Genomic DNA, 19,506 nt, shown 5'->3' with positions numbered 1-19,506 from the left:
TCAATGGCGCTTACTTCTTGACCAGCGGGCATTCGCTTTCGGACAGCGGGCGCGCGGCCTGCTCGGCCGGGATGGTCGCGACCAGCTTGAAATAATCCCACGGATATTTGGATTCCGAGGGCTTCTTGACCTCGAACAGATAGGCCGGATGCATCTTGCGACCGTCGATCCGCAGCGTGCCCTTGCCGAACAACGGATCGTCGGTCGGCAACTCCTTCATCTTGGCGACCACCTTGGCGCCGTCATGCGGATTGCCGCCGAGCGCTTCCATGGCCTTGAGATAATGCAGCACCGCAGCGTAGTTGCCGGCCTGGGTCATCGAAGGCATCGCGCCCTTGTTGGTCAATTTGGCGAAGCGCTTCGACCAGGCGCGGGTGCTGTCATTCATGTCCCAGTAGAACGAGGTGGTGAAGGACAGGCCCTGCGCGGTCTTCAGCCCGAGCGAGTGCACGTCGTTGATGAACAGCAGCAACGCCGCGAGCTTCTGGCCGCCCTGGACGATACCGAATTCGGCCGCCTGCTTGATCGCATTGGTGGTGTCGCCGCCGGCATTGGCCAGCCCGATCACCTTGGCCTTGGAGGACTGCGCCTGCAGCAAGAACGAGGAGAAGTCTGCGGTGTTGATCGGGTGCTTGACGCCGCCCACCACCTTGCCACCATTGGCCAGGATCACCGCGGTGGTGTCGCGCTCCAGCGCATGGCCGAACGCGTAGTCCGAGGTCAGGAAGAACCAGGTGTCGCCGCCGGCCTTGGTCAGGGCGGCGCCGGTGCCGTGGGCGAGCATGTAGGTGTCGTAGGTGAACGACACGGTGTTGGCGTTGCAGGCCTTGCCGGTGAGGTCGGCGGTGGCGGCGCCGGAATTCAGCAGCACCGCGTTCTTTTCCTTGACCAGCGTCGAGATCGCCAGGCCGACGCCGGAATTCGGCGTATCGGCGATGGCGTCGACCTTGTCGACGTCGATCCACTGGCGGGCGATGTTGACGCCGACATCCGGCTTGTTCTGATGATCGCCGCTGACCACCTCGATGGTCCAGCCCTTCTTCAATAGGCCGGAATCCTCGACCGCCATCTTGACGGCGACCACCGAATTCGGCCCACCGATATCGGCGTACAGGCTCGACATGTCGTTGAGCACGCCGATCTTGACGGTCTTGTCTTGCGTCTTGTCTTGGGTCTTGTCTTGGGCCAAAGCGGGCGACGCGAAGGCTGCGCCGGCCAGCGCGATAGCCATCGCGTGGCGTCGTGAGAACATGGCTCTCATGGTGGTTTCCTCTATCGGTATTGATTGACAGCGGGTGTTGGCCCCGCTTGGACGTCAGTCAATCGCGCCACCGATCAGGAGTCAATCAGCCGGAACCCCGACGGCCCGCAGCGCGCGGGTTGGATAGTCATAAAGCTGTCCGGTCGCGGTCCAGGCTGGCGCGCACATCGGCACGATCAGTTCGGCGACCTGGTCCGGCGTAGTCAGGGTCTGCGGATCCTCGCCCGGCATCACTTTGGCGCGCATCTTGGTGCGGGTCGGGCCCGGATTGAACAGGTTGACGCGGATCTGCGTGGTATTGGCGATTTCCTTGGCCCAGACCTGGACCAGGCAATCCAGCGCCGCCTTCGAGGCCGCGTAGGGGCCGCGATAGGCCGGCGCCTTGGTGCCGGAGCCGGAAGTGACGAACACCGCGCGGCCGGCGTCGGAGGCGCGCAGCAGCGGCTCCATGCAGCGGATCAGTTGGAAATTCGCCGAGAGGTTGAGCGCGATCACCTCGTTCCACAGCTTCATCTCGATATGGCCGAGCGGCGACGACGGACCGCCGATCCCGGCATTGCCGACCAGGATGTCGAGCTTGCCGTGGCGCTCATACAGCGCCGCGCCGAGCCCGGCGATGGCGTCGAAATCGGTGAGGTCGAGCGGGACCAGCGTGGCGGAATCGCGGCCGAGCTTGCGGATCTCGTCGTCGAGCTCTTCGAGGCCGCCCTGGGTGCGGGCGACCGCCACCACATGGGCACCGGCTTTTGCCAAAGCCAGCGCGGTGGCAAAGCCGATGCCGCGCGAGGCGCCGGTGACGAGAGCGATGCGGGAGGCAAGGGGAAGGGTCATGGCTGCTTCATCCGTCACGGCCGGGCTCGTCCCGGCCATTCTCACCGTCCTTTTAAAGACGTGAATGCCCGGCACAAGGCCGGGCATGACGAACTTTAGTGCTGCGCCGGGTCGCGGCTCAGCTCGCCTCGGCCAGCAAGGACAGCTGCCGCGGCTGCGACTCGGTCTGGTTCAGATCGGTCAGCGGCGTCGGGTAGTCGCCGGTGAAGCAGTGATCGGTGAATTTCGGATTGGCCGGATCGCGCCCCGGCTCGCCCATCGCGCGGTAGATGCCGTCGATCGACAGGAACGCCAGCGAATCGGCGCCGATCAAATCCCGCATTTCTTCCAGGGTGCGGGTTGCCGCCAGCAGTCCGGCGCGGTCCGGCGTGTCGATGCCGTAATAATCCGGATAGGCGATCGGCGGCGAGGCGATGCGGAAATGCACTTCCTTGGCGCCGGCGTCGCGCATCATCTTGACGATCTTGCGCGAGGTGGTGCCGCGGACCAGCGAATCGTCGATCAGGACGATGCGCTTGCCCTCGATCGCGGCGCGGTTGGCCGAATGCTTCATCCGCACGCCGAGCTCGCGCACGCTCTGGGTCGGCTGGATGAAGGTGCGCCCGACATAATGATTGCGGATGATGCCGAGTTCGAACGGCACATGGGATTCGCGGCTGTAGCCGATCGCGGCGGGGACGCCAGAATCCGGCACCGGCACCACCACGTCGGCCTCGACATGGCTTTCGCGCGCGAGCTGCGCGCCGAAGGCCTTGCGGACGTCATAGACCGAGCGGCCGCCGACGATCGAATCCGGGCGCGAGAAATAGATGTATTCGAAGATGCAGGGCCGCGGCGGCTGCGGCGGAAACGGCTTGTGGCTGGTGACGCCGTGGCGGTCGAACACCACGACTTCGCCGGGCTCGATGTCGCGGACGTGCTTGGCGCCGATGATGTCGAGCGCGCAGGTCTCCGACGCCAGAATCGGGCAGCCGTCGAGTTCGCCCAACACCAGCGGGCGAATCCCGAGCGGGTCGCGGGCGCCGATCAGCTTCTTGTTGGTCAGCGACACCAGCGAATAGGCGCCCTCGATTGCGCGCAGCGCCTCGATGAAGCGATCGACGAAGCGCGGACGTTTGGAATGTGCGACCAGATGCAGGATCACTTCGGTATCGGTGGTGGATTGCATCATCGCGCCGTTGCGCACCAACTCGCGGCGCAGCGTCAGCCCGTTGGTGAGATTGCCGTTATGACCGATGGCGAAGCCGCCGGCATTGAGCTCGGCGAATAGCGGCTGCACATTGCGCAGGATGGTCTCGCCAGTGGTGGAATAGCGGACATGGCCGACCGCCGCGGTTCCCGGCAGCCGCGCGATCACATCGGCGCGGGAGAAGGTGTCGCCGACCAGGCCGAGGCGGCGCTCGGAGTGGAAGCGGCCGTTTTCGAACGAGACGATGCCGGCGGCTTCCTGGCCACGATGCTGCAAGGCGTGCAGGCCCAAGGCGGTGATGGCGGCGGCGTCCGGATGGTTGAAGATGCCGAACACGCCGCATTCCTCGCGCAGCGTGTCGCCGTTCAGATCGGCGTCCTGCAGAATGAAATCCTGCAGATCGGGATCGAGCTGCTCAGGCTTGCCTGCGTCGTCGGAAGGCCTCTGTATCGTGTCCATCGCGCCTCTCTATTCGCTGCGAATTACTGGGCGGCCGGTTTCTCAATCAGCTTCTTCAGATTGTCGCGCTGATTCTTGCTGTAGCCGTCGGCAGCCCCGGGCGTCGCAGCCTCGTCGGTCTGGTCATCGTCCGGCTTGGTCTTCTTGAACCTCTTCAAGATGGTATTTTCAGGGTCATCCGGCAAGAGTGCCATCAGCCATTGTCCGGTGCCTTCCAGCACGGTGCGCGACTTCGCGGCGGTCACCCAGTCCGGGCGCTGCTTGTCGGGAACCAGCCAGATGAAAAACTGATAGGCCACGACCACGATCAACAACCCACGCGCGAGGCCGAACAGGAAACCGAGGGTGCGGTCGAGCGCGCCGATCCGCGAATCCAGGATCATGTCGGAGATCCGCACCGTGACGATCGACACCACGATCAGCGTGCCGATGAACACGCCGGCGATCACCACGGCGGCGGCGACGGTGTCGTTGTTGAAATAGGTCTTGGCGGTCGGCAGCAGCCGCTGGAAGGCGTAGAGCGTGACCAGCGCGGCGGCGCCCCAGGCGGCGATCGACAGCACCTCGCGCATGAAGCCGCGGACCATCGCCAGCAGGCCCGACACCAACATCACCGCGAGCACAACGAAATCGAGAATCGTAATCGGCATCGGCTGCTCAGGTCCGCTCGGTCAGTCAGGGCGCGAATCGGCGTGGTGGGTGCCGGCACAAGTGACGGTGATATGGCACGTCCCGCAAGGCTGGAAAACCACTAACGGACCCATCGCAATAGCATCGCTCGGGTCGGTTAAAGGTCAGTGTTGCAGGCCGCGTGCCAGCTGCGAGCGTTGTATAGCGGCGGTGCGCGCCAGCGTCACCCCGGTTCAGTGATTGTCGCGCCGGAATCGCGCCGGTGTGGCATTTTTCTCCGCCGCGTCGACCTTGGCGGTGTCCTTGCCGGTGTCGCGGCTCGGCCGCGCGGTGCCGCGGGCGGCGATATCGGCAACCAGGCTGGACAGGCCGGCGACGGTGCCGAGCGTCATTCCGGCGTCGCCGCCGGAATCGCCGCGGGCTGATTCCGGCAGTACCGCGCGGGCGAAACCGAGCTTGGCGGCTTCCTTCAGACGCGCCGCGGTCTGCGCCACCGGCCGCACCGCGCCCGACAGCGAGATCTCGCCGAAATACACCGCGTCGGTTGGCAGCGGCGCATTGGCCAGCGACGACACCAGGGCGGCGGCAGCGGCGAGATCTGCGGCCGGCTCGTTGATGCGCAACCCGCCGGCGACGTTGAAATAGACGTCGTAGCCGGACAGTTTCACGCCGCAATGGGCCTCCAGCACTGCCAGCACCATCGACAGTCGCGAGGAATCCCAGCCCACAACGGCGCGCCGCGGCGTGCCCAGCGTGGTCGGCACCACCAGCGCCTGCAATTCCACCAGCACCGGGCGGGTGCCCTCGAGCCCGGCGAACACCGCGGTGCCGGGACTGCCGAGATCGCGCTCCGACAGGAACAGTTCCGACGGGTTGAGCACCTCGCGCAGGCCGAGCCCGGTCATTTCGAACACGCCGATCTCGTCGGTCGGCCCGAACCGGTTCTTGGCCGCGCGCAGAATCCGGAATTGCTGCGAGCCTTCGCCCTCGAAGCTCAGCACCGCGTCGACCATGTGCTCGACCACGCGGGGCCCGGCGATCTGGCCGTCCTTGGTGACATGGCCGACCAGGATGATGGTGGCGCCGGATTTCTTGGCAAAGCGGATCAGCGCCTGCGCCGAGGCGCGGACTTGCGTCACCGTGCCGGGGGCGGATTCCACCGTGTCGGTCCACATGGTCTGGATCGAGTCGATCACGATCAGCCGCGGTACCGCACCTTCCGAAAGGGTTGCGATGATATCTTCGACCGATGTCTCAGCGGCGAGCTGGACCGGCGCGTCGGCGAGGCCGAGCCGCTCGGCGCGCAGCCGGACTTGGGCCACGGCTTCTTCACCCGAAATATAAACCGCGCGATGCCCGGCCTTGGCCATCAGGCTGGTAGCCTGGGTGAGCAGCGTTGACTTGCCGATGCCGGGATCGCCGCCGACCAGCAGCACCGAACCGCGGACAAAGCCGCCGCCGGTGACGCGGTCGAGCTCGGCCATGCCCGACGGGGTGCGGGGCGCGTCGACACTTTGGCCGGTCAGGCTCTCCAGCTTGAACAGCCGACCGCGCCGCTTGGAGCGGATCGAGGCCGGAATTGAGGCGCCGCCGGCATCCTCCTCGACCAGCGTGTTCCACTCGCCGCAGGATTCGCACTTGCCCTGCCAGCGATTGAACGCCGCGCCGCAATTCTGGCAGACGAAGGAGAGGGTGGCTTTGGCCATAGGCAATGACTCGACGGAGTGTGTTCGCCATTTGTTCTGACGTAGCCATCGCTGTCAAGTCGGCGCGGATTTGGCGGCGCATTTCACGCTGGCATCAGCGAGACGGTCGCGAGGCGGCCTTGCGGTTCACGCGGCGCGCTTGTCGTTGCCGGTCGGGTCGCTGAACGAGGCGGCGGCGTCTTGCAATGTACGGGCGATCTCCCGGTCGCGCTGGCGCGCCTCGAAGCCGTAGCAGGCCAGCGCGACGATGCGCGGGATCGGGCCGGCTGCCAGGTAGTTGGCGATTTGGCGGCGGCTGCGGCCGAGCAGCGCCGCTGCCGCCTCCTGGGTCAAGCCGTTGCGCTTCAGGAAGGCGGCGAAATCCTGCGGGCGCATCGCCTGTTCGGCCCAGGACAGGAGCATCTCGGCCGACATCTCCAGATCCTTGCCATCCCAGCTCACGGCATTGCCGTCGTCGGCGAGGCGGACGGTGGAAAACAATGGCGGATTGCCGCGCAGCGGCTTGTAGATCTTGAAGCTGCCCAGCGCCGGGCGCAGGTCGACGATCTCAGTGACGCCGCTGCGACTGCCTGCGGCCCACGTCACCCGCAGCGAAAAATCCGGAAGGGCTTCGATGCTTCCGAGCAATGGTAGTTCGATGCCGCTGTCGATGATCTCAGTCTCGCTCATTGAGCCGTCTCCATTCGCTCATCAGCAACGCCAGGTGCTCAGGCTGGCTGGCCCAGGCGCGGGCCTCGTCCAGGTCCTGTCGCGAAGCTCTGCCGATCACGACTTCCAAGGTCACCATGTCGATTAGGGCGTTCGAATTCGGTCCCCGTAGATGAAAGTGAGGCGGGTGGTGATCTCCGGGATAAATGCATATTTTACAATTGGTTAGTTTCGCATCCAAACTCACCATGACGGCTCTCCGGCGAGGCGAGGATAGGACAGCAGGCTCACACGGTCAATAAATTGTGCAATGGTTGCGCATTTTCCTGCCTGGTATTTGACGCCCACGGCGCTGTCCGCCGAACAACATTCAGCTCAGGCACGAAGCGCGGGGCGATGAAGGTGCCCGCATCAGCGATGGGCCGGCGATTGATTTCAGCTCGATCCAGGCGCGCCGCTCAAAATCTGGGTCAAGGCCGATAGCAGCCGGTCGGTTTGCTGGTCGGTGCCCACCGTGATCCGCAGATAGTCGGCGATGCGGGGCGCGGGGAAATGGCGGACGATCACCGCGCGTTGCCGCAACGCGGCCGCCAATGCCGCGCCTTGATGCGCCGGATGTCGCGCGAACACGAAATTCGCCGCCGACGGCAGCACATCGAAGCCCAGCTGCGCGAGCCCGCGGTTGAGCCGCTCGCGGCCGTCGATGACGCAAGCGCGGCTGTGCTGGAAATAGGCTTCGTCCTCAAGCGAGGCGATGGCGCCGGCCTGGGCGGGGCGGCCCAGCGGATAGGAATTGAAGCTGTCCTTGACCCGGTTGAGCGCCTCGATCAGCGCGGCGTCGCCGATCGCGTAGCCGATCCGCAGTCCGGCCAGCGCCCGCGACTTCGACATGGTTTGCACCACCAGAAGGTTCGGATGCGAGGCGACCAGCGGAATCGCGGTTTCGGCGCCGAAATCCACATAGGCCTCGTCGATCACCACCGGTGCGTCAGGATGGTCGTCGAGCAGGGTGACGATCTCGGCCCGCGACAGCGCCACCCCGGTCGGCGCATTCGGATTGGGCATGATCAGCGCGCCGGCCGGGCGGCGATAATCGGCGATGCGGATCCGCATCGCCGGGTCGAGCGGCACGGTCTCGTAGGCGATGCCGAACAGCCGGCAATAGACCGGGTAGAAACTGTAGGTGATATCCGGAAACAGCAACGGCGCGTCATGCTTGAGCAGCGCGGCGAAGGCGTGGGCCAGCACCTCGTCGGAGCCGTTGCCGACGAAGACTTGTTCGGGGCGGACCCGGTGATAGGTCGCCAAGGCGGCCCGCAGCGCGGCGGCCTGCGGGTCCGGATATAGCCGCAGCGCGTCGCTGGCTTCGCCGCGAATCGCGTCCAGCACGCGCGGCGAGGGACCGAGTGGATTTTCATTGGTGTTGAGCTTGACCAGATCCGCCATGCGGGGCTGTTCGCCCGGCACATAAGGCTTCAGGTCGCGCGTCAAGCTGCTCCAGAACCGGCTCATGCTCTATCCAAATTGCTCAGAAGCGGCGGCGCGGCGGCGCCCCGTTGACGCGCAGGACCGCGGCGTCGGTTGTGAGACACAGGCGAGCCAAATGGCAATCCCTGGCTCGGCGATCTCTTTAGCAGCCGCGTCGCGTCGCCGAAACCCGAAGATCGAGACCAGCCTGACGCGCCGCGCCCGTCAATTGGCCGGCGACCAATGGGCGTTCCACAGCATGCTCAGCCCCGCCACGATCATGATCCCGTCCATCACCAGCCGGAACACCTCCGGCTCCAGCTTCAGCACGAAGCGCTTGGCGATGAAGGCGCCCAGCATCAGCGACGAGCCGGCGATCAGGCCCTTCAGGAGCACGTCCCAATCGAGCGCGCCGAATTGCTGGAACGTCACCGATTTGCTGACATAGAGCCCGAGCGAACTGGCCGCCTCGGTGCCGAGAAAGGCGCCGCGCGACAATCCGTAGAACAGGAACAGCGGCACGCTCAAAGGCCCGGTCGAGACCACGATGCCGGTGAGAAAGCCGATCACGGCGCCGCCGACCGCCAGATGCCACAGCGACAGCTTGAACTGGTGGCGCGCCAGCCAGTGCCGCACCGGCACCATCGCGATCAGGAATAGTCCGATCGCGACATCGACGCCGCGCGACGGCAGCACCAACAGGGTGCGGGCGCCGAGCGCGGCGGCCGGAATCCCGGTGACCGAATAGGCGGCGCAGGCGCGCCAGTCGACCTCGCGCAGCCACGCCAGAATCCGCGAGGCATTGGCCATCACCGCGGCCACCGCCATGATCGGCACCGCCTGCTTGGGCCCGAACTGATAGACCAGCACCGGCACCAGCATGATCGACGAGCCGGTGCCGACAATGCCGGACAGCGTGCCGGCGACGAGGCCGACCGCGAGGACAAAGATGAAATTCAAATCCGATGCCCCCGGCGGCAAGGTTGGCGACTCGGCCTTTGTCGAGTAGGCCACGGCGAATCTCAAGCTGGCCGGGCATGATGTTAATTTCAGGTGGATCGGCCGCGCCAGTTTGGCGTCGCGGAGCGGCCGCAATGTTAAAGCCGTGCGCGCATGCTGTCCCCAACCAAGAGGGAATGCCACGATGACGTCACGCGCCAACAAACCCGCCACGCCTGCCGCCCGCCATGACGATGCGTTTCCGTGGCTCGCCGCCACGATGCTGGCGATCGAGTCGTTCGAGGTGATTTGCCTGCGGACGATGAAATTGGCTGGCGGCGATCACGCCGCGTGTCGCGAGGCCAGCTTGATGGTCAATGAAAAGATCGACGCCAGTTTCGAGGCGATGGCCAGCATGCAGTCCGGCGCCAGCGCCGCCAGCATCGTCGATCGCTATCGCCAACACGTCGCCGCCAATGCTCGGCGGCTGCAGCCGGCCTGACCAACCTAGTTTTCCAGCAACACCGGAACATCGACAAGGAAGCGCGCGCCGCCATCGGCGCCGACGGCGACCTCCAGCCGGCCCTGAAGCTGCTGCACCAACCCCTTGACCACCTTGAATCCGAGGCTGCCGCGCGGCTGATCGATGTCGAAACCTATCGGCAGGCCGACGCCATGATCGGCGATTTCGAGATGGAGCCGGCCGTCGATTTCGTGGGCGATGACATCGATCACGCCAGCGCCGCCCGGATAGGCGTATTTCACCGCATTGGTGACCAGTTCGTTGACGATCAGGCCGAGCGGGATCGCGTGATCCGCCGCAATCAGCATCGCGTCGGCCTCACAACGCAGCGTGTGGCCGGACGAATTGCCCTGCAGATTGCCGCACAACTCGGACAGGAAGTCGGCGAGCTCGACATATCCCACCTTGCTGCCACGCCACAGATGATCGTGCACCTGGGCGATGGTGGCGACGCGTGAGCTGGCGTCCGCCAGCGCGTCCTGGACGGCCTGCGACGTCGCACTGCGGCCCTGGACCCGCAACAGGCTGACCACTGAGGTCAGGCTGTTCTTGACCCGATGGCTCATCTCGCGGGTCAACAGGGCCTGATGTTCCAGCGCGGACTGCAATTTGGCGTCGGCCTGCTGGCGCTCGATGGCGATGCCGAGCAGGCCGGCGAAGCCGTCGAGGAAATAGGCGTCGCCCTGGTCGAACTGGCCGATCTCGTCGCTGTCGACCTCGAGCACGCCGAAGGCGGCGGCGCCCTCGCCACCGCGGGTGATCAAGACGTTGATGGCGCGCTTGATGCCGTGATCGACGAGCAGACGCGGCGTGCGAAAGCGGGTCTCCGCCTGCAAATGGTTGGAGATCACCGCCTGGCCGGTCTGATAGGAAAAGCCGGCCGGCGAGTCGATATCGGCGCCGAGCGTCACTTCGCCGACCGTGCCGGGCGCCCAGCCGACGCCGGCGCGCACCAGCAGGCGGTCGGTCTCGGGGATATATTCGAGCACTTTGGCGAATGGGGTTTCCAGGCCTAGCGCACACAATTCGGTGGCGCGTTGCAGGATCTGCCCGAAATCGCGGGTCAGCAGAGCCTGGCGGGCGAATTCGCCGAGCAGCGATTGCTGCCGCAGCCGGTAGCGCAATTCATCGCTGCCACGAAGTTTCTCCGTGGCTGCTTGTGGCGCCTTGCCCGTCACCGGATCGTCTGACATCGAAAACCATTCTGAAGCGAGCGACACGCAACACGTTGGGACCTGCGCCATCGAGCGGGGCGCGGATCCAAGACAGACCAAATTGGCATTGCAACTCGGCGGAGGATGGACCGCACACCGGCTGCAAGCAACCCTCGGAGCGGTGATTCCGCATTTCGCATCTGACCGTCGCGCCGCGGCGGCTTTGCGGTACCGCCGCCAAAGCGATGCGGTTGGCGGTGGGCTTGGTTTGTGGAAATAATCACAGGGGCGAACCAGCAGGGCAGCGCAGGATGTGGTCGGACCAGCGACGGCGCAGAGAGAGGGCGACCGCGCGGCGACTCGCCGGGCAATTCGCCATGGGCGCGGCGCTGGGCACGGTGTTCGCGGTGCTGCTGCTGTGGCGCAACGGCTTCGGCCTGTCCGACATGATCGCGGCCAGCGTCGCGCCGCGCACGATTCAGGTGCTGTTCGTGATCGGCGTCGCCTTCCACTTCGCGCTGGGCGCGGCGCTGACCGCGTTCCTGATGGCTTCATCGGACGATTAGAGCATGATCCCGAAAAATGGATCCCGGTTTTCGGAAAAGATCATGCTCAAACAAGAAGCTAGAGCGGGATGACGATTCGAAGATAAGTCATCCTGCTCTAGCTGGCGGCGGTCTCGCCCTCGGGATGTTCCGCCGGCGTCACGGCGACGGCGTCGCCGCCCTTATAGACACGCGCATAGCGGCGCCCGAGGCTTGTCAGCACCTCATAGCCGATGGTGCCGAAATGGTGCGCCAGCTCGTCGACGGTAATGCCGTCGCCGATCAGCGTCGCCAGATGGCCACGGCGCGCGGCGTTGGCGGGCAGGTCGGTGATATCGACCGCCAGCAGGTCCATCGAGATCCGCCCCGCCACCGGGCAGCGTTTGCCGGCGATCACCACGTCGGCGCCGCGGGTGCCGTCGCTGCTGCCGCAGGCGCGGAAATAGCCGTCGGCATAGCCGGTGGCGATCACCGCCAGCCTGGTCGGCCGCCGCGCGGTCCAGGTCGCCCCATAACCGACGCTGTCGCCCTTTTCGACGTTGCGGACCTGCAGGATCTTGGCCTTGAGATCGACCACCGGCAGCATCGGATTGTCGGCCTCCGGCGTCGGATTGACGCCGTATAGCGCGACGCCCGGTCGCACCACATCGAAATGGAAGTGCGAGCCGAGAAAGATTCCGGAGGAGGCGGCGAGCGAGGCCGGTACCCCGGAAAACAGGCTGGCGATCTCGCGGAAGCTCGCGACCTGCTTGGCATTCAACGGGTGGTTGACGGTGTCGGCGCAGGCCAGATGGCTCAACACCAATGTGATGCCGTGATCGCCGGCATTGATGCGCGGCACGATGCCCTGCGCTTCGGTGATGGTGAGGCCGAGCCGGCTCATGCCGGTGTCGATATGGATCGCGGCGCCGCCGTTCCAGCCGGTGCGGCGGCAGAACACGTCCCATTCGGCCAGCTCGTAGAGGTCGCCGATCACCGGCTGACAATTGATCTGCGCGAACGCGTCGCCGCTGTTCTGCATGAAACCGCTGAGCACATAGACCGCCGCCGACGAGCTGATCGCCCGCACCGCGCGGGCCTCGTCGAGGGTGGCGACGAAGAAGGTCTTGCAGCTGGCATTGGCGAGCGCGCGGGTCACCGGGCCGATGCCGCAGCCATAGGCATTGGCCTTGACCACGGCGGCGCATTCGGCCGGAACCGCGGTCTTTTCCAGCTTGCGCCAGTTGGCGGCGATGGCGTCGAGGTCGATGGTGAGCAGGCCCGGAGAGGTGGCAATGGCGGCGGCCAGCGCCGCGGCCTGGTCGGCCTCGGCAGACACCGCGGCATCAGCCGCTATCGATTTCGCGTCATAGACGATGTTCATGCTGCACTTTACGCGGGGGCAGCGGGGCGTTCAACCGTGCCGCGGTATCAGTCGTGCGGCGCGGGGAGATGGCTGTCCTGCGCCAGATCGCTGAAGCGGGTGAACTGGCCCTCGAACTGCAATTCGACCGTGCCGGTCGGACCGTGACGCTGCTTGCCGATGATGACTTCGGCCTTGCCGTGCACCAGCGACATGTCGAGCTGCCATTTTTCGTATTCCGGCGTGCCGATCCGCGGCTCTTTGTTCTGCAGATAGTATTCCTCGCGGTAGACGAACATCACCACGTCGGCGTCCTGCTCGATCGATCCGGATTCGCGCAGATCCGACAATTGCGGACGCTTGTCGTCGCGGCTTTCGACCTGACGCGACAGCTGCGACAGTCCGATCACCGGAACGTTGAGCTCCTTGGCCAGCGCCTTCAGGCTGGTGGTGATTTCGGTGACTTCCTGGACGCGGTTGTCGGAGCGTTTGCCGGAGCCCTGCAGCAGCTGGATATAGTCGACGATGATCAGGTCGAGACCCTTCTGCCGCTTCAGCCGCCGCGCCCGCGCGGTCAGCTGCGAGATCGACAAGCCGCCGGTTTCGTCGACATAGAGCGGCAGCGATTGCAGCTCGATCGAATAATCCCGGATCTTGTCGAAATCGGACTCCGAAATGCCGCCGCGCCGGATCTTCGAGGAGGCGATCTCGGTCTGCTCGGCGAGAATACGGGTGGCGAGCTGTTCGGCCGACATTTCGCAGGAGAAGAAGCCGACGATGCCGCCATTGACGGTCTTGCTGGTGCCGTCGGCCTGCAGCTCGGCGCGATGCGCCCGGGCGACGTTATAGGCGATGTTGGTGGCGAGCGCGGTCTTGCCCATGCCGGGGCGGCCAGCCACGATGATCAGATCGGACGATTGCAGCCCGCCCATCTTGTCGTCGAGGTCGCGCAGCCCGGTGGCGACGCCCGACAGCTTGCCGTCTCGCTGGAACGCCTTGGCCGCCATGTCGACCGCGATGGTGAGCGCCTGGGAAAAGCGCTGGAAACCGCCGTCATAGCGTCCGGATTCGGCGAGCTCATAGAGCCTGCGCTCGGCGTCCTCGATCTGGGCCTTGGGCGCGAAATCGACCGGGGCGTCGAAGGCGACATTGACCATGTCGGTGCCGATCCCGATCAGGTCGCGGCGCAGCGCCAGCTCGTAGATGGTGCGGCCGTAATCATGGGCGTTGATGATGGTGGTGGCTTCGGCGGCGAGGCGGGCCAGATATTGCCCGACCGTCATGCCGCCCAGATCGGTGTCGGCGGCGACGAAAGTCTTCAGCGTGACCGGGGTCGCGACCTTGCCGGCGCGGATGATGCTGGAGGCGGTCTCGAAGATGGTCTGGTGGATCGGCTCGAAGAAATGCCGCGGCTCGAGAAAGTCGGAGACCCGGTAAAACGCGTCATTATTGACCAGAATGGCGCCGAGCACGCTCTGTTCGGCCTCGATATTGTGCGGGGCCGTCCGGTAGGCCGGAGTTCCCGGATCGGGGGAGAGCTTGAGAACGTTGGAATCGGAGGCGACCATGGAGCGTGCTTGTTCTCTGGATATGGCGGTTGCGGGCGCGACTAAGCACCTCTGCGCGCAGAGGCGAAAGCGCGAACCCTCCTTATGCCCGATTCACACAATCCAAAGGGTTAAACCTGTGCGAGCGGACGCAATTGCCTTGACCAAGTTTCGGGCGAATCGCCGGCGCTCCTCGGCCGCAACGCGCTCCGGACCGGGGTGAACCTGCGCGGGCGCAGCGCAGACCAACGCCGAACCGGCCGATCCAGTCAGATCAGCAGCAGAAATATCAGACCGAGCAGGCAGGAGGCGAAACCGACCGCGATCAGCGCGTAATCGATGGCAAAATCCTTCCGGATCTGGTCCAGGGATTTGGTGGATCTCTCGGTGAGGGCGACGAATCTCTTGGTCATTGCGATGAATCTCTTGGTTAAAAATGTCTGGGCGAGGAATGGACCTCTTGGTCAGGAAATGCGTTTACGTCTGATGCCCAGGTGGCACCGTGAGCAAAATCACATAAAAAACCGATAGTCCCGCTAACGCTGCGGGAACGCAGGGGTGCCATAGAAGTGGGGTCAGAGACACAACGGAGCGTATAATGGCGCGGCACATTCAGCAACCGAATTGGCGTTCCGGAGCCGGCGAGGAATGCGCGTGGCTACGCCGGCTGATCGATTCGTTGGAATGGGTCGCGCGCGCCGATATCAGGACGACGCCCTGCGATCCCGCGGTCCTGATGGCCGCGCGGACGCATCTCGCCGGTTCGGTCGAGCAGCGGGTTCACGCCGCGCCGGCTCAGGTCTTGCTCACTCGCCCGCCATTTGCAGTCGTGGTCGCTGGCCGCGCTCGATCCCGCGCAGCCGCGCTTCCTCGCGCATGATGTAATCGCGGGTGATCGGCACCACGCCCTGGCGTTTGCTGATCTGAATCTGGAACACCATGGTGTTTTGTTTGCGGAATGCCATTTCGGAGCAGGCGAGATAAAACTCCCACATTCTGACGAACCGCGCGTCGTAGAGTTTTTCGGCTTCCTCTTCCCGTGCCAGGAAGCGCTCGCGCCAAGCCTTCAGCGTCTCGGCATAATGCAGCCGTAGAATTTCGATGTCGCATACCAGCAGTCCGGCCCGCTCGATCGCCGGCAGCACCTCGGACAGCGCCGGCAGATAGCCACCGGGGAAGATGTATTTTCCGATCCACGGATTGGTGATGCCGGGGCCTTCGGAGCGGCCGATCGCGTGCAGAAGCATCACGCCGTCGTCGTCGAGCAGCTCGGCGCAGCGCTTGAAATAGGTGTCGTAATGGGCGATGCCGACATGCTCGAACATCCCGACCGAGACGATGCGGTCGAACGGGCCGGGGATGTCGCGGTAGTCCTGCAGCAGAAATTGCGCCGACCCGCTGTTCAGGCCCTTTTCGGCGGCGCGGGCATTCGAGGCCTGCAATTGCTCTTGCGACAGGGTGATGCCGGTGACGTCGGCCGCGCAGCTTTCCGCCAGATAGAGACCGAGCCCGCCCCATCCCGAACCGATGTCGAGCACGCGGTGACTGGGCGCGAGCAGCAGCTTGGCGGCGACGTGACGCTTTTTGGCGAGCTGGGCATCGTCGAGCGTGGCGTCGGGGCTGTCAAAATAAGCGCAGCTATATTGCTTGTCGGCGTCGAGAAACAGGCCGTAGAGCCGGCCGTCGAGGTCGTAATGATGCGCGACATTGTGCTTGGCGCGCCGCCGCGGATTGAATTGCATCAGATCGCGCACCAGGTAGCGGATCCACCATTGCGCTCTGGCCCAGCGCGGCGCCATGTCGGGCTGGTCCATGGCGATTGCGAGTACGTCGGCGATCGATCCGCGCTCGACTACGAAGTCGCCGTCCATATAGATTTCGCCGAACGCCAGTTCGGGGTCGGTCACAAAGCGGCGCTGGGCTGATGCGGTCAGGAATCTGACGGCGACTTGATCGCCGGTGCCGTCGCCGCAGCTAAACGAATTGCCCCCGGCGGTGGTGAACAGGATATTTCCGCGGCGGATGTATCGACTCAACAAGAAACGCAACAGGCGGTCCATCGCTAGCACCCAGTGACCAATTTCAATCCGTCATTCGACCGGTTCCGACGATCCAACGCGGTAAATTGTCACTGGTTGCTCAAACATTCGAGCTAAAAATCGCGGTCCGCAATGCAGCAGCCGCAGGGCTGGGATGAGCGCGCAACATTCGCGACGCTGCATCATCTGTCCGCTTCCATTCATTTCACAATCGGCTAAAAGGTGACCGCCGCAGCCACGGCGATTTCCGCATCTGGAGGATTTTATGTCGACCCGAGCGCTCAGTTCAGCGGCGGTGGTGCTTCTGATTGGCACCTTGCTGGCATTGCAGACCGAGGCGCAGGCCCAGAATCTCGAGGCCGGCAAGAGCGCCGGCCAGATCTTCGCGGGGTCCTGCACTGCATGCCACAAGAGCCCTCGGGGCCTGCTCAAGACGGTCCCGCCGGGTTCGTTGACGTCGTTCCTGCGTCAGCATTACACCACCAGCAGCAATATGGCCGGGTTGCTCAGCGGCTATCTGATTTCCAATGGCGCGACCGACAAGCGCTACGGGGACGAGCCGGCCAGAGAGCGGCGCGAGGAGAGAGCGGCAAAGCCCGAATCCAGGCCGGAGCCGGTTCAGGCCGAGGAGCGTCCGCGCCGCCGGCAGCGGCCCGCTGTCCAGGAAACCGCCAAGCCGGACACCGCGACGGAGAGCGAGCGCGAGGCGGCGACGTCGGAGCCGGACAAGCCGGCCGCCCACAGCAAGCGCAAACGTGGTCACAAAGGCAAGCGGCATCCGGAAGCGCCCGCCGCCGAGGCCGCCAAAGAGACGTCAAAGAAGCCCACGACGGAATCGGCGAAGGATTCCGCCAAGAGCGAGTCGCGCAAGGACGAGCCCGCCAAAACCGAAACTGCCAAACCCGGGGCGCCGAGCGAAGACACCGCGAAGACTGGCGAGACGAAATCCGACGAGGCCAAAGACGGCGCCAAGGGTGCGGCCCAGCCCGAAGCCAAGCCGGCGCGGTCCAAGTCTGAGGACGCCAAGTCTGAGGACGCCAAGTCTGAGGACGCCAAGTCTGAGGACGCCAAGTCCGAGGCGAAGTCTGATGCGGCCAAGACCGCGTCCCCCAAGACCGACGCCAGTAAGACCGACGTGCCCAAGGCGGATGGCGGCAAGGCTGGCGATGAAAAGGCTGGCGATGACAAGGCTGACGCTGACAAGGCTGCTGCCAGCAAGGACGCTGTGCCGTTGCGGGCCGATCCGGTTCCGCCGGTGACGCCGGCTCCGGTGGAAAATGCCGTCGCGCCGGCGCAGACGACCCCACCGGCACCCCCGGCGGCTTCGCCGAAAGCGACGGAAACCAGGACTGAAACCAAGACGGAAAAGAAGTCGGACGCGCCCGCGGCGGACGATGCGCCGGCTACAACTGAATCCAGCCCAGCGCCGGCGGCCACGAATGTTGTGCCGGCGCCTGCGGGGCCGGTGCCGCCGAGTTCGCGGTAGACGCGGGCGGTAGCCTCAAACGAAATAGCCCGGCCTTGCGGCCGGGCTATTTTATTTAATCTGATGAAGATCTTGCGGCCTATTCCTCGGTGTTGGCTTCAGCTTCGTCGTCGCGGTTCTGAGCGTCGGGGTCGAAGAATTCGCCGGCCGCGGCCAAGGCCTCGGCTGCCGCGTCCTGATCTTCCTTGCGGCTCGAGATATCCTCGCCGCGGTTGATCCGCTCGGCCTCGTCGGCGCTGCGCGCGACCGTCACCGACACTTCGACCTCGACTTCCGGATGCACCGCGATGGCGATCTTGTGCTTGCCGATGGTCTTGATCGGCGCGTCGAGCATCACCTGGCTGCGGCTGATCATGACGCCGTCGCTCTCGAAGGCCGTCATGATGTCGCGCACCGAGACCGAGCCGAACAGCTGGCCGGTTTCCGAGGCCTGCCGCAGCACCACGACGTTGCGGTCGGTGATCTTCTCGGCGACCTTGGTGGCTTCTTCCTTGGCCTGCAGATTGCGGGCCTCGAGATCGGCCTTCATGTGTTCGAATTTATCGCGGTTGCCGGCGGTGGCGCGCAACGCCTTGCCGCGCGGCAGCAGGAAATTGCGGGCGTAACCGTCCTTGACGTGGACCAGTTCGCCCATCTGGCCAAGCTTGGCGACGCGCTCCAATAGAATGACTTCCATATTGTTCTCCTCGTGGGTTGGTTGGAATGTTGGGAAAGCGTGGTTGGACAAGTCCGATGTTCAGACCGGCGAAGGCGGCGGTGGTGGCCGGAGGACGTTGCGATGGCGCAGCCCCAGCACTGCGTCGGCGATGCCGAGCGCGACCATCGCCAGCACCGGCCAGCCGAACACCATCACCAAGGCGTAGGTCGAACTGAGGACGAAGGTGCGGTGACGGATCGGCAGTGTCAGCGTGTGCAGCGCAGCAAAACCCGCCAGCGCATAGGCGATCGTCAGCGCCGCGGTTGAAGTCTGCCCGAACATCGCCGGCAGCCCGTCGAGAAAGCACAGTGCGATCGCGGCCGACAGCACCGCCAGCGTCATCGGCGGCAGTTCGGTCGCTTTCAAATCGGGCCACGGCCGATGCAGCCGTCCCGAGATCCTGGCGATCTTGGCGGCGAGGAATAGGTTGAGCGTCAACATCATCGTCGCCACGATCGCCGCGGCGGCCGGGGCGACGACCGCCATTGCGCCGGCCAGCTTGGCGATGTCGGCAATGTCAGCGGCGTCAGTGGCGTCGCGGGCGCCCAACATGCGCTGCAAGCCGCCGCGCAGCGCGCTCGTGATCGTTGCGGCGTCGGTGCCGAGGGTGAACAGCGCGGCCATCGTGGTCAAGGCGGCGAAGCCGGCGATCCAGGCGACGAGGCGGCCGACCGGATACCATTCGGTGACGGTCGTCGGCTGCGGCGCCGAATCATTGCCCGAGGCTGCCGGCGCAGGCAGCTGCCGCGCGAGCAGGGCGACGTGGCCGAGCAAGCAGGCCGGCAATACGACGGTCACGGCAAAGGTAATGAAATAGGGTATGCCGAAAAGGGCGCCAAGGCTGATGCCGGCAACCAGCCCGCCAACCACCGCGCCGGTGGTCCCCCATCCCAGCGCCGCGACCAGCAAGGGCAGCGGGGCGAGATAGAACAGCAGCAGCGACACCAGCGCGCCCGAGATGATCGAGGCGAACATCAGCGCCGAAGCGCAACCGGCCGCGAGGGCGATCAGGATTGGCATCATCAGCTGTCCCGCTCCCTTCG

The 19,506-nt window shown here is 65.0% G+C and carries 19 protein-coding genes; 3 read left to right on the top strand and 16 right to left on the bottom strand.

All coding sequences use genetic code 11. The features are described 5' to 3' along the window. Positions 1-10: 10 nt before the first annotated feature. From RBJ75_RS07250 to RBJ75_RS07215, 9 genes are all read right to left on the bottom strand, one after another. Complete coding sequence (locus tag RBJ75_RS07250) at positions 11-1,261, bottom strand: ABC transporter substrate-binding protein (RefSeq protein WP_044409609.1); 1,251 nt, start codon at positions 1,259-1,261, stop codon at positions 11-13. Between the two features lie 81 nt (positions 1,262-1,342). Further along, positions 1,343-2,092, bottom strand: coding sequence for an SDR family NAD(P)-dependent oxidoreductase (locus RBJ75_RS07245; protein WP_044409606.1), 750 nt, complete (start codon positions 2,090-2,092; stop codon positions 1,343-1,345). A gap of 118 nt (positions 2,093-2,210) precedes the next feature. Beyond that, positions 2,211-3,740 (bottom strand): amidophosphoribosyltransferase, encoded by a 1,530-nt coding sequence (purF, locus tag RBJ75_RS07240; protein WP_044409603.1) that lies wholly within the window; start codon positions 3,738-3,740, stop codon positions 2,211-2,213. Positions 3,741-3,763: 23 nt separating this feature from the next. Continuing rightward, positions 3,764-4,390 (bottom strand): CvpA family protein, encoded by a 627-nt coding sequence (locus RBJ75_RS07235; protein ID WP_044409600.1) that lies wholly within the window; start codon positions 4,388-4,390, stop codon positions 3,764-3,766. A 213-nt stretch (positions 4,391-4,603) separates the two neighbouring features. Beyond that, entirely contained in the window at positions 4,604-6,076 is a 1,473-nt protein-coding gene (gene radA / locus RBJ75_RS07230) for a DNA repair protein RadA (RefSeq protein ID WP_044409597.1), read from the bottom strand. A 126-nt stretch (positions 6,077-6,202) separates the two neighbouring features. Continuing rightward, entirely contained in the window at positions 6,203-6,745 is a 543-nt protein-coding gene (locus tag RBJ75_RS07225; RefSeq protein ID WP_201776309.1) for a hypothetical protein, read from the bottom strand. Continuing rightward, on the bottom strand, positions 6,732-6,974 hold the full coding sequence (locus RBJ75_RS29465; RefSeq protein ID WP_080900986.1) for a DUF4160 domain-containing protein: 243 nt from the start codon (positions 6,972-6,974) through the stop codon (positions 6,732-6,734). The genes RBJ75_RS07225 and RBJ75_RS29465 overlap by 14 nt, the downstream gene beginning before the upstream one ends. A gap of 185 nt (positions 6,975-7,159) precedes the next feature. Further along, positions 7,160-8,236, bottom strand: coding sequence for a histidinol-phosphate transaminase (gene hisC / locus RBJ75_RS07220; protein ID WP_044409594.1), 1,077 nt, complete (start codon positions 8,234-8,236; stop codon positions 7,160-7,162). Between the two features lie 180 nt (positions 8,237-8,416). Next, positions 8,417-9,151, bottom strand: coding sequence for a sulfite exporter TauE/SafE family protein (locus RBJ75_RS07215; RefSeq protein WP_044409591.1), 735 nt, complete (start codon positions 9,149-9,151; stop codon positions 8,417-8,419). 184 nt (positions 9,152-9,335) lie between these two features. On the opposite strand from RBJ75_RS07215, the gene RBJ75_RS07210 reads away from it, so the two are divergent. Further along, positions 9,336-9,632, top strand: coding sequence for a hypothetical protein (locus RBJ75_RS07210; protein WP_044409588.1), 297 nt, complete (start codon positions 9,336-9,338; stop codon positions 9,630-9,632). A gap of 5 nt (positions 9,633-9,637) precedes the next feature. On the opposite strand, the gene RBJ75_RS07205 is transcribed toward RBJ75_RS07210, so the two are convergent. Continuing rightward, complete coding sequence (locus RBJ75_RS07205; protein WP_044409586.1) at positions 9,638-10,846, bottom strand: sensor histidine kinase; 1,209 nt, start codon at positions 10,844-10,846, stop codon at positions 9,638-9,640. A 338-nt stretch (positions 10,847-11,184) separates the two neighbouring features. On the opposite strand from RBJ75_RS07205, the gene RBJ75_RS07200 reads away from it, so the two are divergent. Then, the gene (locus RBJ75_RS07200) at positions 11,185-11,373 is read left to right on the top strand and encodes a hypothetical protein (protein WP_234707381.1); all 189 of its coding nucleotides are present in this window, start codon (positions 11,185-11,187) and stop codon (positions 11,371-11,373) included. Between the two features lie 97 nt (positions 11,374-11,470). On the opposite strand, the gene alr is transcribed toward RBJ75_RS07200, so the two are convergent. The 4 genes from alr to RBJ75_RS07180 form a co-directional block, all read right to left on the bottom strand. Further along, complete coding sequence (alr, locus tag RBJ75_RS07195; protein ID WP_044409801.1) at positions 11,471-12,715, bottom strand: alanine racemase; 1,245 nt, start codon at positions 12,713-12,715, stop codon at positions 11,471-11,473. 47 nt (positions 12,716-12,762) lie between these two features. Then, a complete protein-coding gene (locus tag RBJ75_RS07190) occupies positions 12,763-14,262 on the bottom strand; it encodes a replicative DNA helicase (RefSeq protein ID WP_044409804.1) in 1,500 nt (499 codons plus the stop codon). Between the two features lie 248 nt (positions 14,263-14,510). After that, on the bottom strand, positions 14,511-14,654 hold the full coding sequence (locus RBJ75_RS07185) for a hypothetical protein (RefSeq protein ID WP_160297928.1): 144 nt from the start codon (positions 14,652-14,654) through the stop codon (positions 14,511-14,513). Between the two features lie 393 nt (positions 14,655-15,047). Next, on the bottom strand, positions 15,048-16,301 hold the full coding sequence (locus tag RBJ75_RS07180; protein WP_173427343.1) for an SAM-dependent methyltransferase: 1,254 nt from the start codon (positions 16,299-16,301) through the stop codon (positions 15,048-15,050). Positions 16,302-16,545: 244 nt separating this feature from the next. On the opposite strand from RBJ75_RS07180, the gene RBJ75_RS07175 reads away from it, so the two are divergent. Continuing rightward, positions 16,546-17,766, top strand: coding sequence for a hypothetical protein (locus tag RBJ75_RS07175; RefSeq protein WP_276156387.1), 1,221 nt, complete (start codon positions 16,546-16,548; stop codon positions 17,764-17,766). Positions 17,767-17,845: 79 nt separating this feature from the next. Here RBJ75_RS07175 and rplI read toward each other — a convergent pair whose 3' ends face one another. Next, positions 17,846-18,442, bottom strand: a complete 597-nt coding sequence (gene rplI / locus RBJ75_RS07170; protein ID WP_044411875.1) for a 50S ribosomal protein L9 — start codon at positions 18,440-18,442, stop codon at positions 17,846-17,848. Between the two features lie 60 nt (positions 18,443-18,502). Continuing rightward, complete coding sequence (locus RBJ75_RS07165) at positions 18,503-19,489, bottom strand: hypothetical protein (RefSeq protein ID WP_044411884.1); 987 nt, start codon at positions 19,487-19,489, stop codon at positions 18,503-18,505. Positions 19,490-19,506: the final 17 nt, after the last annotated feature.

The organism is Rhodopseudomonas sp. BAL398 (assembly GCF_033001325.1).
Lineage (GTDB): Bacteria > Pseudomonadota > Alphaproteobacteria > Rhizobiales > Xanthobacteraceae > JARJEH01.
Note: the sequence above shows the minus strand (reverse complement) of the source record. Positions and strands in the feature narration are given on the sequence as shown.